Genomic DNA, 16839 nt, shown 5'->3' on the forward strand with positions numbered 1-16839 from the left:
GCGCCGCGCATCTTTCTGCCGATGTCACGCTCATGTATCTAATAAATCTATTATTAACAAATAACTTAATGCATTGCCAACTATAATTTTTTATTGGTACTAAAGATATTCAGAAAAGAGAAAATGCGCTACAACTGTGGGGTAATGTGATTAGCCTTTTTCACCCATTGGGGCTAACGTATGTTAGCCCCTTTTGTGTGTATTTTATTTACAGTGTGTTGTTTAGTAACAACAAACCATAGCCTGCGAGTTGTTCGCCATTGAGGTCGTGTTGCCAACTGGCGGTTAAACCGTCACGAGCGATGTTAGCAATAGTTTGTGGGTTAGCCGTTAAATTAAGCACGAACACACTTTTACTGCCGTTTAACTCACGGGTTATTTCAACTAGGCCGTTGTTGTGTTGAGTTAACGTGTAGCTGCCTTTAATGCCGAGCTCTGGGCGCTGTTTTTTCTGCGCGATTAATAATTTATATAGCTGCCAAATAGAGTCTGGCTTTGCTTGCTGGGCGGCTACGCTGCGATCTACTGCCGCAAGTTGCTCGGCTAAAAATGCTGGCCACCAGCTGGCAAAATCATCACCAAACAATTCACTGTGTTCAACCCAACTGTTTTTAGCTGTGGTAAAGCCTGCTTGATTGCTGTTATTCCATTGCATTGGCGCGCGTTTATAAACGTCGTGACCTGTGCCACCTTGTGTTAAGCCAATTTCTTCACCGTAGTAAATATAGGGGGTGCCCGGTGAGCTAAATAACATGGCGGCGGCAAGCTTTGCCTTGTCGTCATGCTCTGCTAGCTGATAAGCCACTCGCTCTTGGTCGTGATTGGTTAAAAACGGCGCAAAAAAGTCAAGTGGTGCGCTCGAGTCTATACGCTGCTGTAAGTTTTGCTTGAGCACATTGGCATTAACCGTATTTTTTTGCTGGTTAGATTGCATTGTGCCAAATTGCGCTTCGCCACTGGCGTCTGGCTTTAATAAGCCAAGGATTTTATAGCCCACTTCAAAGTCAAAACCTTGATCGAGTCCTTTGCCATCGCCGTAATAACGCGCGGCAATTGGAATATCTGCCCATGCTTCACCGACTAAGTACGCGTCTGGATCAACACTTTTTACATACTGATTAAAGTGCTGCCAGTAAGCAATGGTTTCATCGGTGTCGGCTTGTGCATTGCCGCCGCTTTCCATGGCAAAGCGTACTGCGTCTAATCTAAAGCCTGCTACGCCTTTATCGAGCCAAAACTTGGCCATTTTTTCCATTTCGGCAATCACGTCGGGATGGCGTAAATTTAAATCAGGTTGGCTGGCACCAAATGCGCCATAGTAATATTGCTGACGGGTGTCACTCCAATGCCATACTGCATCTGGCTTGTCGTTATCGCTCCATGCGTGGCCCCAGCCACTGCCCGCTTTTGGCAAGTCGTCACGCCACACAAAATAGTCACTGTAAGGGCGCTCGCCGTTTGCAGAGCGTTTAAACCATGGGTGTTCGCTTGAAATATGGTTAATCACTAAATCGAGTATCACCTTCATGCCTTTGTCGTCAGCGGCTTTTATAAAGGCTTCAAATTCTGCCATGCTGCCATAGTCGCTTTCTACTTGGTAAAACTCAGTAAAGTCGTAACCATGGTAAGACGGCGCTTCAAACATGGGGGTTAACCACAAGGCATTGACGCCGAGCTGTTGTAAATACGGCAGCTTTTTGCTCATGCCGTTAAAATCGCCATGGCCGTCACCGTCGCTGTCATAAAAGCTGCGTGGCCAAATTTGATAAAATATCGCACTTTGCCACCATGGCGTGGCGTGTTGTTCGCCACTGATTTGCGCCGTAGCGGCTGTATTAGTATTTTGTGTGTTAGTTGTAGGTGCGCTCTGGCAGCCCGTTAACATTAAAGCGAGGGCCAACGCACTCAAGGTAAAGGTTTTCATTGCATCTCCGTTATTATTTTAGTGAATGCACCTAGCCGTAAGTTAATACGGCTAGTCATTTGCTGGAAAAGGTTATTGCAGTGCGTTTTCAACCACGGGGTAATGATCCCACACTTGCTTGTCGTGTAATGAACGAAGTAGTTTGATGTATTCAGCATGGGTCCACGCCAGTGGTGTGGCTGAGTTAGTGCCCTCGCCTAGCTTATACCCTGCTTTATTAACCCCTACGCCATCCCATACTTGCTCTGGTAGCATAAACCCTTGGTTAGCAAATGTTTCCATACCTTTTACATAGGTGTTTTTGATGGCGTTTTGCTTAGTGGTATCAAGGCTATTTGTGGCATTAGCGGCAGCAATTTCATAATGACCTCGCTCGCCGGTAAAAAACGGCCATACTCGCCCACGTTGCCCTGGGGTTTTTATGCCGCCTTCAGCGTAGTTTGCGCCCGTTACTTCGTCTTCACCGTAACCGTCGTTGCCATAACGGCGATAGCCAGAGAAAGTGCCTGAGCCGTCGGCAAACTCAAATGTGTAATGCACTTGCAAGTTATCTTCTAAGCTTTGATCATCATACTCAGGTAAGGTTTTAACAATACTCGGTGCGTTGGCATCTCTAACTCCATAACGTACTAGCTCTAAAAAGCCGCCGTCGAGAATTTGCTTTTTATTAAAGCCTTCACGGCCATTATTGGCACTAATTTTAGTGTTTGAATTGGCGTCTTTATCTTGGCCAATACGAATGAAATATTCGCCGTCGCTTGCTTTTGAGTCAAGGTTGCCTTGGGTTGTAAACATGGTGTTTTCAATGTCGGCATTATAGCTTTTTGCGGTTGTAAGATAGCGCTTAGCATTGGCCTCATCACCCGCCATTTTGGCAATGTCGGCGGCGGTAATTAAACCCGCTATAACCGCTGCGCTGGTTGACGGTGAATAACCCTCTTGCTCTTCCCAGCGCTCTTGTTGCGTGGCCGGTGGTGTTATTTGTGTGTCGTTCCATAAAATTTTAGCGCGGCCGCCATCCACTAAAAAATCAGCCGCGGGCTTTAACATACGCCCATACCAATCTGTGAGCTCGCCATCAGTTAATACACCTGCTTGGTGAAGCTTCCACGCTAGCATAATCGGCATCGCGGTTTGATCAAGCTGCACGCCTACCCACTCAAGCTCGCCATCAACATGCGTTTTTTGTAAAAACCAGCCTGTATCACCTTGGTTACCTGGGGTATTTTGGTTGACTTGCACTTTATCTAAATATTCGAATGCGGTTTTTGCAGTGTGGGTATCGCCCATGGCCATAAATGCCATCGCCACTTGATAAAAGTCACGCACCCATACCGCTTTATAACCGGTAGAGCCTGTTTTAGCAGAGACCGTTTCGCCCCATGGGTTAGATAAAGACGCAATAAGCGCACCGGCATGAGTTTTATCTTCTTGCGCTTTTAGCACCATGGCACTGGTGTACAGTAATTTGCCGTTATCTGCGCTGCTGTTCACTAGGCTTGCAAGAGGTGCCAAGCTGCTAAGGTAATCCTGCCAGCCTATCGCCTCACCTTTACCATTGTAGTTATCAAGTACAGTTTGATAACCACGGGCTAAACTTGCTTGGCCTTCTTTAAAACTGGCTTGCTCGCTGTTGCCAAAACTAAGGGTTAAATCAAACTGACTATTTTTGCCAATTTCACCTAGCTCTGCCAATAAACTCACATTACCCGATTGCTCACCGGTGTTTTTATAAACCTTGGTAAGCTGCTGGGTTGTTTTAAGCTCGCTTAAACCATCACTCACACCTATAAAACCAACACTTGTTTGTTTAAAAGGTTGTGCGCTTTGTAACGTTAAATAATTATCATCTTGCCACGCAACCAGCCCTTGCTCGGTGGTTTTTGCAAAGTCATCTAGGCCATTATTGTCAATGTATGGGTTAACATTAACAAAGGCTTTTACCCCTTCAAGCTCAGTATTAAATATACTGCGTACAAATAATGTTTGCCCGTCTGGATCGGTGAATATGTGTTTTTCGAGACTAAAGCGCCCTTGCTTGTCTTTGCTTGTTACTTTGTAAGCCAGCGATAATGGCCGCCCTGCTTGATCTTTGTATAAGTAATCAATGCTTACATCTAAATCATCCGCTTCTGTAACGGTAAAGTCTTTGCCCACCACTATAAATTGCATGTCTTTAATTTGTGCTTGGTGAATAAGCCCAAACATGGTTTCGGTGATCATGCCTTTGGCAATGGAAAACCATACTTTTGACACTGTGCCAGTGGCGGCACTATCACTGTATTGGCCATCTTGATATTGCTCAAACGAGGTACCAATACCAGTTTTACCCGAATACGCCCAAAATGGCTCGGCGCCGGGGGCGCCTGGCGCTGATAACTGCACACTTGGTTTGGGTGTATCAGCTTGCTCAGAGCTACACGCGCTAAGGCCAAGGGCCAGTATAGTTGCGGTAATAATGTTATAGTTTTTCACTGTGTGTCCCCTAAAATTATGATTGTTTAACGCGCAGCACGGCAATTGCGGCAAACACCAACGACAGCGCACCCAGCAATAATGCGTAAATAGGCTGGTTATCAAAAAAGTGGCGTAAAATTAAGCCTAAAATACTGGCGGCAAGTAATTGTGGGATCACAATGAAGAAGTTAAAAATCCCCATAAACACGCCCATTTTATGGCTCGGCACTGAGGTGCTCAGCATTGCATACGGCAGCGATAAAATTGACGCCCACGCAAAACCAATACCTATCATTGGCCAAATAAGTAATTGCGGATCGGGTATCACAATAAAACTCGCCAGACCTAGCGCCCCTAAAATAAGGTTAAAGCAATGCGCCCACTGTATACCGATTTTTTTCACAATGAATGGAATACACAATGCGGCCAGTGCAGCAAACCCATTGTAAGCAGCAAACAATACGCCAACCCAATCTGCACCATTGTTGTAAGCAACTGAGCTGGTATCACTGCTACCATAATGAAAACTGGTTACCGCTGAAGTGGTGTAAATCCACATTGCAAATAACGCAAACCAGCTAAAAAATTGCACCCACGCCAGTTGTTTCATCGTTTCTGGCATAGTGAATACATCGTTGATCACTTGATAAAAACCACCCGATGTTTTACCTGTTGCTTTTAACCGCGCTGCTATAAATTGGATCACGCCAAAAGAGATCAATCCAGCGGAAAGTAAATACAACTCTTTTTCAAGCTTAAGGCCAACAACCAAGGCTAATACAGCAACCCCTAAGCCAATAAATATCAGCGCGCCTTTATTAAAATTAACTTTATTTTCAATAACCTGCTCTGATGCATTGGCGTCTTGTTGGTTAAACTCGGCAAGTTCTTTGGGTGAATATTCTTTGGTGGTCACTATGGTCCAGCCAACCGCGACAAATAAAATAACCGCACCAAAGTAAAACGAATATTTTACAGAATCAGGAATTTGCCCAGCGGCTGCGGTGTTAGCAATATCAAACCAGTTGGTCATCATCCAAGGTAAGGCCGATGCCACCACCGCGCCTACACCAATAAAAAAGCTTTGCATAGCATACCCAGTTGCTCGTTGCTTTTTATTGAGGTTATCGCCAACCAAAGCCCGAAACGGTTCCATAGTGACGTTAATAGAGGCATCCATGATCCACAACATACCTGCCGCAATCCATAGCGTGGGTGAGTTTGGCATAATAAATAACGACAAGGTGGTGAGGATTGCACCATATAAAAAGAATGGCCGACGGCGACCTAGTTTGCCCCAGGTTTTGTCGCTCCAAAAGCCAATAATTGGCTGCACAATTAAGCCCGTTAACGGCGCAGCAATCCATAAAATAGGAATATCATCAACATTCGCGCCTAAGGTTTGAAATATACGGCTGACATTACCGTTTTGTAATGCAAAACCAAATTGAATGCCTAAAAAGCCAAAGCACATGTTCCATATTTGCCAAAAGCTTAGGTTGGGTTTGTTATTATTCATTATGTGCTCCAGTGGTCAATACTGCACTGCTAAGCGCATTTAACGTTAAACTGATTTTTACCTGCTCAGGTGTGATTGTTAACACGGCAGTTTGATTAGCTTCGAGCAGATCAAGTAATTGCTGCTCTGCCTGTTTGTGGTTTGCTAATGTGTTAAGTGGAATATCAATACTTACCGTATTTTCTTGCTCGGCAAAGTTGCTCACCACCCAAATGTGTTGTTGACCAATACTGCGGCTAAACGCGGCAACTTGGTCGCTACCTGTCACTGTTAACGGGTGCATGTCACCGGCAACAACCGCAGGATGTTTACTCAACGCCATAACCGCTTTGTAATATTCACGTAACTGACTTTGCTCGGCAGTTAATGCGCCGCCATCAAACTTGCCGTTGTTCATCCACGCTTGATGCGCTGGCACGCCAATATAATCAAAAATACTGGTGCGAGTTGGTTTGCCAAAACCAGCCTCTTCAGAGCCATCTTCACCTACATCTTGGCCAAAATATAATAGTGTTGGCGAGCGGCTAATAAGGTTTGATACTACCAATGCGGGTTTGCCCTTTTCACTGCTACCTGCAAAATCTGGGCTGGCAATGCGTTGTTCGTCATGGTTTTCTAGAAAATGCAGCATGTGCTGTTCAATATCTGCCACTTGTTGCTGTGCTGCAAAAATGCTGCTCGCGGCTTGAGTGCCTTGCATCACGGCCTTTAGGGTGTCGTAAAAGCCCACTTTATCGTACAAGTAGTCCATTTTGCCTTGCTGGATATACGGGCGATATAAATCTGGGTTGTATACTTCGGCTAGTAAAAATGCCTCTGGGTTGTGCATCTTGATAGATGAATTTAAAAAGCTCCAAAACTCCACGGGCACCATTTCAGCCATATCATAGCGAAAACCATCTACGCCTTTATCGAGCCAATACAACGCGATATCACGAAATTTATACCAGCTGTTTGGCAATTCTTTATCTTGCCAAAATTCAAAGTGCGCGCGTAAATCTTGATTGGCATAATCGTTTGGTAACGTTGGAAAGTCGTAGCTACCATCGGGTTTTACACCGTAGTTAACTTTAACCGTTTCGTACCAATCGTTACTATCAGGCTTGGCAGCTCGGGCACCGTTACCAGTCCATTTTGCAGGCGTTTCATCAAATAAGTTGTCTGCAAGTGGGTGGGTATTACCGCCCAGTACTTGGTAATTTTCACTGGTTGGTACTTGAAATGACTGCCCAGTAACGTAGTAAAAGTTATTATCGCGGGCATACTCTACGCTGGTGTCATCTTGCTCACCAAAATCTTTCACACCAGCAGGTTTAGCAGTAGATTGATAATGACGCGCCACATGATTTGGCACAATATCAATCACCACTTTCATACCGTGTTGGTGGGTGCGCTCAATCAATGCCGCAAATTCTTCAAGGCGGCGCTCTGGATTGATTGCTAAATCAGGGTTTACATCGTAATAGTCTTTAATAGCATAAGGAGAGCCGGCACGGCCTTTCACTACATCCGGATCATCTTGGCTAATTCCATATTGGCTGTAATCGCCTACCAGCGCGTGGTGAAGCACGCCGGTATACCAAATATGGGTGGTACCAAGTTCTTTAATACCTGCTAATGCGACATCGTTAAAATCACTAAATGTGCCTACGCCATTTTGCTCTTTGGTTCCCCATGGCACATTGGCTGTTTGGGTATTACCAAATAAACGGGTGAATACTTGGTAAACCACCGGCTTTGAATGTTCGTTAACTTGTTCAGCTACTTTTTTGTCGGCACTGGGGATTGTGGGCTCATCTGAGCAGCTCGATAACAATAAGCTACTAGCTAATACCCATGAGCCATATTTAAATGTACTAATTGTGGTTTTGTTTGTTGTCATAATGTTCTTACTTAGATCTGACGTTTTAATGGATTGTCATTTAAACGTCATTTTTATTATAAATTTAATACTAAAGTGAACAGCCACTGACTGACAGCGGCTGCATACGTATTCACACAGGCTTTATTCAATTATTAATACCGTTGCACTCATAGGCGCTAAAGTCACTGTATCAATTAGGCTAATTGCTTGGTTAGTCAAAAGGTTTATGGCCTGTTTATGTTGCCCAATAACCTCCTGCATATATGCTAATGACCAGCTTTTTGCTGCGGTATTTTTATTTAAAAACACCAGTACCGTTTGCTGATCACTGATCCGCGCATAGCTGTATATACCTGCTTTAGGGCTAAAGTGAGTCAGTTTACCTTGCGCTATTGCTGGGCTTTGCTTTCTAAAATTAAGTAAAGTGGTAATGGTTTGCTGCATATCACGCTGCTCATCTGATAAGCCCTGCCCTGTAAACGCATTACTTGGTTGGCCTTTAAAGCCACCGGGGAAATCAATGCGAATATCACCGTGATCATTACTGCCCGTGTTATCAAGCAAAACTTCGGTACCGTAGTACATTTGCGCAATACCACGGGTAGTTAAAAGCAATGTCATCGCCATTTTAGTTTTCGCTAAATCTTGCTTAAGCTCAGTATAAACTCGGCTCATATCGTGGTTATCGGCAAACACCAGTAAGTTGTCTGGGTTTGGGTATAAAAAGTCATTGGCGATTGATTGATACACTTTAACCCAGCCGGTGTTCCAACTTTCCTCTTCATTAAGTGCTTGAATAAGTGACTCTTGTAATGAAAAGTCCATCACGCTTGGTAAACTTGATGTATACCCATCATTATTAACTTTGCCAGCTTGCCAGTAGGAGGCGATGGCGGGGTTTGAGGTCCACTCTTCCCCAACAATATTAAAGTTAGGGTATTCAGTCATTATGGCTTTAGTCCAGTCAGCTAAAAAGGCTTTGTCTGAATATGAATAGGTATCAACGCGAATACCGCTTAAGTCGGCGTACTCAATCCACCATATCGCATTTTGAATTAAGTAAGTTGCTAGTAATGGTTGGCGCTGGTTCAAATCTGGCATAGTGGCAACAAACCAGCCATCGCTAAACTGGCGTTTATCGAACTCGCTGGCATGGGGATCTTGAATAGTTTGACGAGCATGGCTGGTAGCATGGTTACCGTTTGCAAACTCGCCATTAAAATTGATCCAATCTGCTGTGGGTTTATCTGTCATCCAGATATGCTCAGAGCCAAAGTGATTCAGCACTAAGTCCATCACTAAACCTATACCATGTTGTTTTGCTGTAGCAGATAGATCACGGTACAGTTCATTTGAGCCCATGCGCGGGTCGATAGTGTAAAAATCGGTGATTGCATAACCATGGTAAGAATAGCTAGGCATATCATTTTCAAGCGCTGGCGTTAACCAAAGCTGGGTAACGCCCAGTTTTTGTAAATACGGCAGTGCGTTGATCACACCTTGAATGTCCCCACCGTGACGCCCGCCTCGCTCAATTGGCTTTGCAGCCTCAAGCATTCCTTTTACGGTGTCGTTGCTGCTATCACCATTAGCGAAGCGATCCGGGTTAATTAAGTAAATGGTATCACTGCTATTAAAACCACTGCGTTTACTGCTATTAGCTTTACGTGCATGCAATTGATACTCAAAACGCTCCCCTGATTTGCTGCTAAATACTAACACACCAGGCTTTGCGCTTGGGTTTATTGCAAGATTTAGAAAAGCGTAATTTGGGTTATCCGTATGCGTAATGCTTGTTAACTCAACGCCAGCATGTGATTCAAGTTGCCATTGCTGCTTAGCAACATTTGGCTCATGCAGCATAATTTGTAATTGCTTGCTGTGCATGCCAACCCACCAGTTTTGTGGTGATGCAGTTATTGCATTGACGTTTAAACACATACCTAAAAGCGTGCTTAGTAAAAAAGTGTGCATGAGTGATTTCATATTAATTATTTTTCATCCTCGCTAAAAATTCACTATGGGTCGGCAAGTGATTTACCGTAGCGCTGATCAGCGTTTTTAAATGACTAAATAACTCTGCGAGTTGTTCATCACTCAGTGCATCTGCGAGTGGGTGATAATCCTGTGCTTCAAGCCCTTGACCTATCATTACTTGCTGCCATGCAACTTCGGCAAAAAGTTCATCATCTTCTCTAGTTAATTTACCTGTTTGCTTAAATAAATCGATTTTGTTTTGCAGCGATATTGGAATATCCATTTGTTTACACTGACGCCAAAATGCGCTGTCATCACGCTCGGTCAGTTTATAATGCAGAATAATAAAATCTCTTATTCGCTCAACTTCGGTTTTGCTTTGCTTATTAAAGGTATCGACTAAAACAGGTTTGATCCCTTGGTGGGGAAATAATTTAATTAAGCGAATTACCGCCGTTTGAATTAAATGAATACTAGTCGATTCTAACGGCTCTAAAAAACCACTGGATAGACCAATGGCCACTACATTTTTGTGCCATTGCTTACGACGACGCCCAGTTTTAAAACGAATCACTCTAGGCTCTGTAATTGGTTCACCGGGAATATTATCAAGCAGTTTCAGCTTAGCTTGCTCATCAGCAATATGACGACTTGAATATACTAAACCATTACCAACACGGTGTTGCAACGGTATTTGCCACTGCCAACCAGCGTCGTGAGCAATTGAACGCGTATAAGGCGCTGGATCTGTAGTGGTTTTAGTTTGTACGGCAATAGCACTGTCGCAAGGTAACCAATGTGACCAATCCTCAAACCCAGTATTTAAGATCTTTTCGATTAGCAGTGCGCTTAGCCCTGTGCAATCTATAAATAAATCGCCTGAAATTATTTGCCCATCTAACAGCTCAAGTGCCTTTACAAAACCGCTCTCTGGGCATTGCTTAACATCCGCAATTTTACCCTCAATACGTTTAACACCGCGTGATATAGTCAGCTCTTTTAAAAATTCCCCGTACAAGGTAGCGTCAAAATGATAAGCGTAATTTAAACCACTAAGCTGGGTATTAGGAATATGTTTTAAATGAGCAAATTTATGCTGTTTGGCCGCTTGGTAATTAAGTGAAAAATCCCAAAAGTCAGCATTAATGCCTTGTTGCTTGGCCCTCAACCAATAATGATAAAACTCACAAAACGGGAGATCTTTGCCTATCTCACCAAAAGCATGCATGTAGCTGTGTTGTGGTGCTCGCCAGTTTTCAAATTCAATACCAAGCTTAATCGTAGCGTGTGTCGCCTTAATAAACTCACTTTCACGAATTCCTAATGCAGCATTAAGATGTTGAATTGGCGGAATACTCGCTTCACCGACTCCCACAGTACCAATTTGGTCAGATTCAATCAGGGTAATATTAACTATTTTACCTAGCACTTTATTTAGTAAGGCTGCGGTTATCCAACCCGCAGTGCCACCACCAGCTATTACCACGTCTTTTATTTGTTTATTCTGCATAGCACCTGCTCCACTTGCTTTTAGTTAAGTGTAGTCGATATAAAAAAGCCCTTGTAAAACAAATCACAAGGGCCTTTCAACGCTAAAGAATGTTATAGCTTGTAACTAAAGCCAAGTAAGAACGTACGGCCATAATCTTGGTAATCACGTACTTGCAGTGCGTTATCACCACTTAGGGTAGTGAATGGTTCTTCTGTAATGTTTTGCACTTGGAAGGTTAAGCTCAAGCCATCTAAGCTTTCTACACCAGCTTCACTAAAGTCATAACCTACTTGCGCATCCCATAACGTTTCGCCCAAGATATCTACTTGAGTTGGTGCAAGCCCTAAGCCATTTACATTACCTTTAAAGTCGCTGCGTTTACGCATACTTGTACGTGCTTGAAAACCATTACGTTCATAATAAACAGTAAAGCTATCAACTTGCTCAGATAGACCTGGTAACTTATAGTCATTACCAAATTGATCTTCAACATCTTGTTCAATCCCGGTATGGCTGGCGATTACACCAAAGCCTTCAAGTGATGGGTGAAAGATACTAAATGGTAATGCCAATGAAAGCTCGTAACCCCATAGGTCACCACCGCCGCCATTAACCATACCTGAAGCCGTACCTGTGCTGAATTCAGGAATTTCACCTGTTGATGGATCTGCAACACCCGACATATCTACTTCATAGCTGCCATCAAAAATCCACTGGGTGATATCTTTATAGAAGAATGCTGCCGAGAAGTAGCCTTCTGCATCAAAGTAATTTTCGTAGCTTAAATCTAGGCCAGTGGCTTCTTTTGGCTCAAGCTCAGGGTTGCCTCCTGAGATAGTCCAGTAGTTACCATTTTCATCTGGTTGCTGCCCATAAGAAGCGCTAACAGAAGCATTCATATCATTTAATAAGGCACGTGAAATTGTTTTTGCCGCACCAAAACGAATTGTTTGCTCTTCATCAATCGCAAACGATAAGTTAATGCTTGGTAAAACATGACTATAGTCATGACTCATGTCCGTTGGTGATACAACAACTAAACCATCAATAGTGTTGGCGGCTGAACCTTGTGATGACTGTTTTGTTTGCACATAACGTACACCAATATTACCTGTAACTGGAATTGAGCCAAGCTCCGCATTAATATCTGCCTGAACAAAAAAAGCAGTAACTTCCTCTTGCACTGTCCATGATTGCGTTTTATGTTTTTGGTCCGTTAGACTTTCTTGTAGTAAATCATAGTAACCATCATTTACTAGGCCCCTTGTATCATATGCAACCATGTCTCCCATACCAATAAAGTCAAGGTTAACTGAGCCTAGGCGGTATTGCTCAGGAATAGACAACATGCCCGGATTTGCAAGCGAGAAGTCTTTTAAGGTCATGAAGTAACCTTCTGACAGCTTTGACTTCTCACGATCACGATATGACATACCAAATTTAACTTTGCTAATATAATCATTATCGAGCATCTTGCTAGCAGCAAACTTTAATGTGGTTAGTTCATCATTAACTTTTGGTGCATTAATAAAACCATCTTGTGCAGTATTTTCGTAAGGCGTGCCAGTTAAACCATATTTATCATTAAGCGCAGCACTTGCTCCCCAAGATAATGGCCCGCCTAATTGAATTAAGCCGTAATCACTGTAATCGAGTTCATGTGAGAACTGCGCACCAGTGTTACCACCGTCAAACGTATAACCTAAGTTATCAGCAACACCATTAGCATCACCTCGGCCTGTGCCTGAATAGCTTTCAATACTCCATAACTGACGCTCAACTTCCGAACGACTGATGTCAAACTCAGTACTCCAATCATCACTCAAATCATATTTAACGTTAAAGCCAAACTGTGTTAGATCAGCCTTTCTTTCTAGGTGGTCATTTCGAATAACAACACGTTGGCCTTCAGTAACAGCACTCGTAACAAAGCCAGTTGCATTGTCGACAGTCACGGATGCTGGATCAATAGAACCTTGTCCCCATGCAAATGGCACCTCAATACCACGTAGTATTTGCTCGTCAGAAAAATCAATATAAAGAGCGTCAAAAGTCATGCTTAAGCGGTCCGTAGGAGCGGCTTCAATAACTAACATGGTAGAATCACGCTCAAGCGTAGATGAACGCACATATGGCTTAGCACCGCCTAAGATAGAGTATGTCTCACCACTGTCTTCTGTAAACTCAGGGTAGCCCCATGAGTTCCAACGTTTCTCTTGGTTTGGCGAGCTCATAGTATTGTAAGCAAATGCGACACCGATGGTGTCATCGGCAAATTGGTCAATATACGACACCGTACCGCGGAAACCTTGATCATCACCGTCTGGATTTAACTTATCAAAACCTGTTTGCTCTAATTGACCATTAAACATGATCACGCGTTCACCTTTACTTAAAGGTTTTACGGTTTGCATGTCGATAACACCGGCGATGCCTTCAGCTTCTATACTAGCACTAGGTGTTTTATATACGGTTACACCGCTCATTATTTCAGATGGGTAAAGGTCAAATTCAACACCACGATTGTCACCAATCGATACCTGCTCACGACCATTAAAGGTTGTCGCACTTTCATCTTCACTAAAACCACGAACGCTTACACGACTGGCACGGCCATCTAGGCGCTGCGCGGTCAAACCTGGTAACCGTGCGATTGATTCGGCAATTGAAGAGTCCGGCAGTTTCCCAATATCTTCTGCAGAAATAGATTCAACCACTTCTGATGAAAAACGTTTTGTATTGATTGACTCAACTACGCTGCCACGAAAACCTTTAACTTCAATGACTTCAACGTCATTCTTTGCGGTGGGCTGCTCTTCTTGTGCGTGTGAAGCGAAACTGCTAATACCTGCGGTTGCAAGTGCAATTGTTAATATACTTGGTTTGAACATAGACATGATGTGTTTCCCGTTACCCAATTTTATATTACTAACTTTTAGCGAGTTGCTTGTGATAGAAGCAAAACCATTTGTTAGCTATTTTGTTGTCAGGATGAATATTAACGCCCGCCTTATTTTATTAACAACTTTATGCATACGTATTCAGGTTAGTGCAAAACCAACAACCTTAACAAATAATTCACAAAAATAATGGCAACACCTTGTTTTTATAGATATAAAGATGGGGCAGTTGAGCATTCTATTTTATAAAAGAAATATTCACTGCTTCGGGTTCCTTTAATGCGGTAATTTACAGTTTAAGACCTTAATTATTAGTGTATTCACACTTTACATGCGCGTTTCAGTTGCACCTTTTTCTAAATGCCAATTGGTAAGACCATTGGTAGCACTGCACCATAACGCTGCAGAACCTATAGAATATGCACTAAATTGGATTTACTACTTTGTTAATGATACGAAAACGACAATTGGTAAACATTCATTTGCCGAACACATACCTTTGTTAATAGGTTTTTCTGAGACTGTTTTCCTTGTCAAAGCGATCTATTTAGCATGCATACGTATGCATCCTTTTTACAGTATCAAGCCCTTCACGTATGCTTTTTAAAAAATAACGTAGTTCGTTTTAATCGAACTGCTAACAAGATTACGAACACACCATTTCTAAACAGCAATAATTGCTAGGGTAAAATGGACAGTGTTGTCACGATGGAGAAAAAAATGGCTCAACAGCAGTGGTATAAAGGCGCAGTGATTTATCAGGTTTATCCGCGCAGTTTTCAAGATACCAACGGTGACGGCATCGGTGATTTAAAAGGGATCATCAGCCGGATAGACTATATTAAAAGTCTGGGTGTTGATGCTATTTGGATCTCACCATTTTTTAAATCGCCAATGAAAGACTTTGGCTATGATATCAGCGATTATCGTGACGTAGACCCTCTTTTTGGTGATCTTAATGACTTTGACGAACTTATTGCTCAAGCTCATCAACGTGATATTAAAATTATTATTGACCAAGTATTGAGCCACACATCAGACCAACATCAATGGTTTTTAGATAGCCGTGAAGACAAAACTAACGACAGATCTGATTGGTATGTTTGGGCTGATGCAAAACCAGATGGCACCCAGCCAAACAACTGGCTTTCTATTTTTGGTGGCCCAGCTTGGCAGTGGGAGCCGCGTCGTGGTCAATATTATTTGCACAACTTTTTTACTGAACAACCGGATCTTAACTTCCACAATCCAGATGTACGTCAAGCAGTATTAGACAACGTTGAATTTTGGCTGAAAAAAGGCGTGGATGGTTTTCGTCTAGATGCAATTAACTTTTGCTATCACGATGCACAACTACGTGACAACCCAGCCAAACCACCAGAAAAACGCCAAGGCCGTGGTTTTAGCGAAGATAATCCGTATGCATTTCAGTATCACCATTACAATAATACCCAACCTGAAAATATCAGCTTTATGCAAGATATTCGCACCCTGTTAGACAAGTATCCAGGTACCGTGTCTTTGGGTGAAATATCATCAGAAGACTCACTTGCGACTATGGCTGAATACACCGCCGGTGGCGATAAACTGCATATGGGTTACAGTTTTGAGCTACTAACCAATGATTACAGCAGTGAGTATATTCGCACAACAGTTAAAACACTGGAAGAACGTATGACTGAAGGCTGGCCTTGCTGGGCTTTTAGTAACCACGATGTAGAACGTGTGGCTAGTCGTTGGAGTAACAATGGCGAAGTAAACCCTGCGCAATGTAAAATGCTTACCGCCCTACTCGCTTCATTACGCGGTAGTGTATGTATGTACCAAGGTGAAGAGTTAGGTTTAGGTGAAGCAAGTGTGGCGTTTGAAGACTTACAAGACCCGTACGGGATAACTTTTTGGCCAAACTTTAAAGGCCGAGATGGCTGTCGTACGCCTATGCCATGGCATAATGATGACTGTGAACAGGCCGGGTTCTCTGCAACGAAACCGTGGTTACCGGTAGACGAAAACCACAAACACCAAGCTGTAAGCAAACAAGATAGCGATAGCGATTCGATTCTAAATGCGTTCCGCCATTTTATGACATGGCGCAAGCAACAAGCTATTTTACTCGAAGGCGATATTGAATTTATTAATACCCCAGAGCCATTGTTAGCTTTTTACCGTCGTTTTGCAGGCCAGACTATGTTGTGCGTATTTAACCTAGCGCAAGAGCCTGCAAGCCTCAACATTGAACACACTGATATTGTGCCACATACTGAACTGAATCATCACAATGGCAGCTTAGATAAACAAACCCTTACCCTACCCGGTTTTGGTTGTTTTTACGCAGCAGTTAGTTAATTTTTAGTCGTATTACTAGGGCGTGTTGATCTTTGCGGTATGAAAAACAAACAGCATGAAGATAAGGTATAATTGAATTCGCCAGAAAACTTTACACCGAACCCTCATGCCAAGATTAATGTTAACAGACGGGACATGGAATGTCTTATCAAAAACAATGTACTTAAGTGGTCGAATTTATAATAAGCCCGACCATAGAAAAACGTTCGAAGGCACACTGTATAAGATGCGCACAGGTATTCCATGGCGAGATTTACCTTCTTATTTTGGCAGTTGGAGTGCTATCTACAGACGGTTTAATTTATGGTCCAAAAAAGGGATTTTGAATGAATTGTTTCGCGTATTATCTCGTGATGCGGA

9 protein-coding genes are annotated in these 16839 nt (G+C 43.0%); 2 read left to right on the forward strand and 7 right to left on the reverse strand.

Annotated elements, in window-relative coordinates:
• Positions 1-208: 208 nt before the first annotated feature.
• The 7 genes from ENH88_RS08345 to ENH88_RS08375 all read right to left on the reverse strand — a co-directional run bounded on the left by ENH88_RS08345 (position 209) and on the right by ENH88_RS08375 (position 14130).
• Complete coding sequence (locus ENH88_RS08345; RefSeq protein ID WP_304181574.1) at positions 209-1924, reverse strand: alpha-amylase family glycosyl hydrolase; 1716 nt, start codon at positions 1922-1924, stop codon at positions 209-211.
• Positions 1925-1996: 72 nt separating this feature from the next.
• The gene (locus ENH88_RS08350) at positions 1997-4399 is read right to left on the reverse strand and encodes a glycoside hydrolase family 15 protein (protein ID WP_304181575.1); all 2403 of its coding nucleotides are present in this window, start codon (positions 4397-4399) and stop codon (positions 1997-1999) included.
• A gap of 16 nt (positions 4400-4415) precedes the next feature.
• Complete coding sequence (locus ENH88_RS08355) at positions 4416-5900, reverse strand: MFS transporter (protein ID WP_304181576.1); 1485 nt, start codon at positions 5898-5900, stop codon at positions 4416-4418.
• Positions 5893-7782 carry an alpha-amylase family protein gene (locus tag ENH88_RS08360; RefSeq protein WP_304181577.1) on the reverse strand — a complete coding sequence of 630 codons (1890 nt, stop codon included), beginning with the start codon at positions 7780-7782 and terminating at the stop codon, positions 5893-5895. Before ENH88_RS08360 ends, ENH88_RS08355 begins: the two co-directional genes overlap by 8 nt.
• Before the next feature lie 123 nt (positions 7783-7905).
• Positions 7906-9750 carry a glycoside hydrolase family 13 protein gene (locus ENH88_RS08365; protein WP_414704823.1) on the reverse strand — a complete coding sequence of 615 codons (1845 nt, stop codon included), beginning with the start codon at positions 9748-9750 and terminating at the stop codon, positions 7906-7908.
• A gap of 1 nt (position 9751) precedes the next feature.
• Entirely contained in the window at positions 9752-11251 is a 1500-nt protein-coding gene (locus ENH88_RS08370) for a tryptophan halogenase family protein (protein WP_304181578.1), read from the reverse strand.
• Between the two features lie 92 nt (positions 11252-11343).
• Positions 11344-14130, reverse strand: a complete 2787-nt coding sequence (locus ENH88_RS08375) for a TonB-dependent receptor (RefSeq protein WP_304181580.1) — start codon at positions 14128-14130, stop codon at positions 11344-11346.
• A 723-nt stretch (positions 14131-14853) separates the two neighbouring features.
• Here ENH88_RS08375 and ENH88_RS08380 point away from each other — a divergent pair.
• Both ENH88_RS08380 and ENH88_RS08385 read left to right on the forward strand, forming a co-directional pair.
• Complete coding sequence (locus ENH88_RS08380) at positions 14854-16479, forward strand: alpha-glucosidase family protein (RefSeq protein ID WP_304181581.1); 1626 nt, start codon at positions 14854-14856, stop codon at positions 16477-16479.
• 106 nt (positions 16480-16585) lie between these two features.
• On the forward strand, positions 16586-16839 hold a 254-nt coding region (locus tag ENH88_RS08385), incomplete at its 3' end, for a transposase (RefSeq protein WP_304181583.1).

This window comes from Pseudoalteromonas prydzensis (assembly GCF_011050055.1).
Classification (GTDB): domain Bacteria; phylum Pseudomonadota; class Gammaproteobacteria; order Enterobacterales; family Alteromonadaceae; genus Pseudoalteromonas; species Pseudoalteromonas prydzensis_A.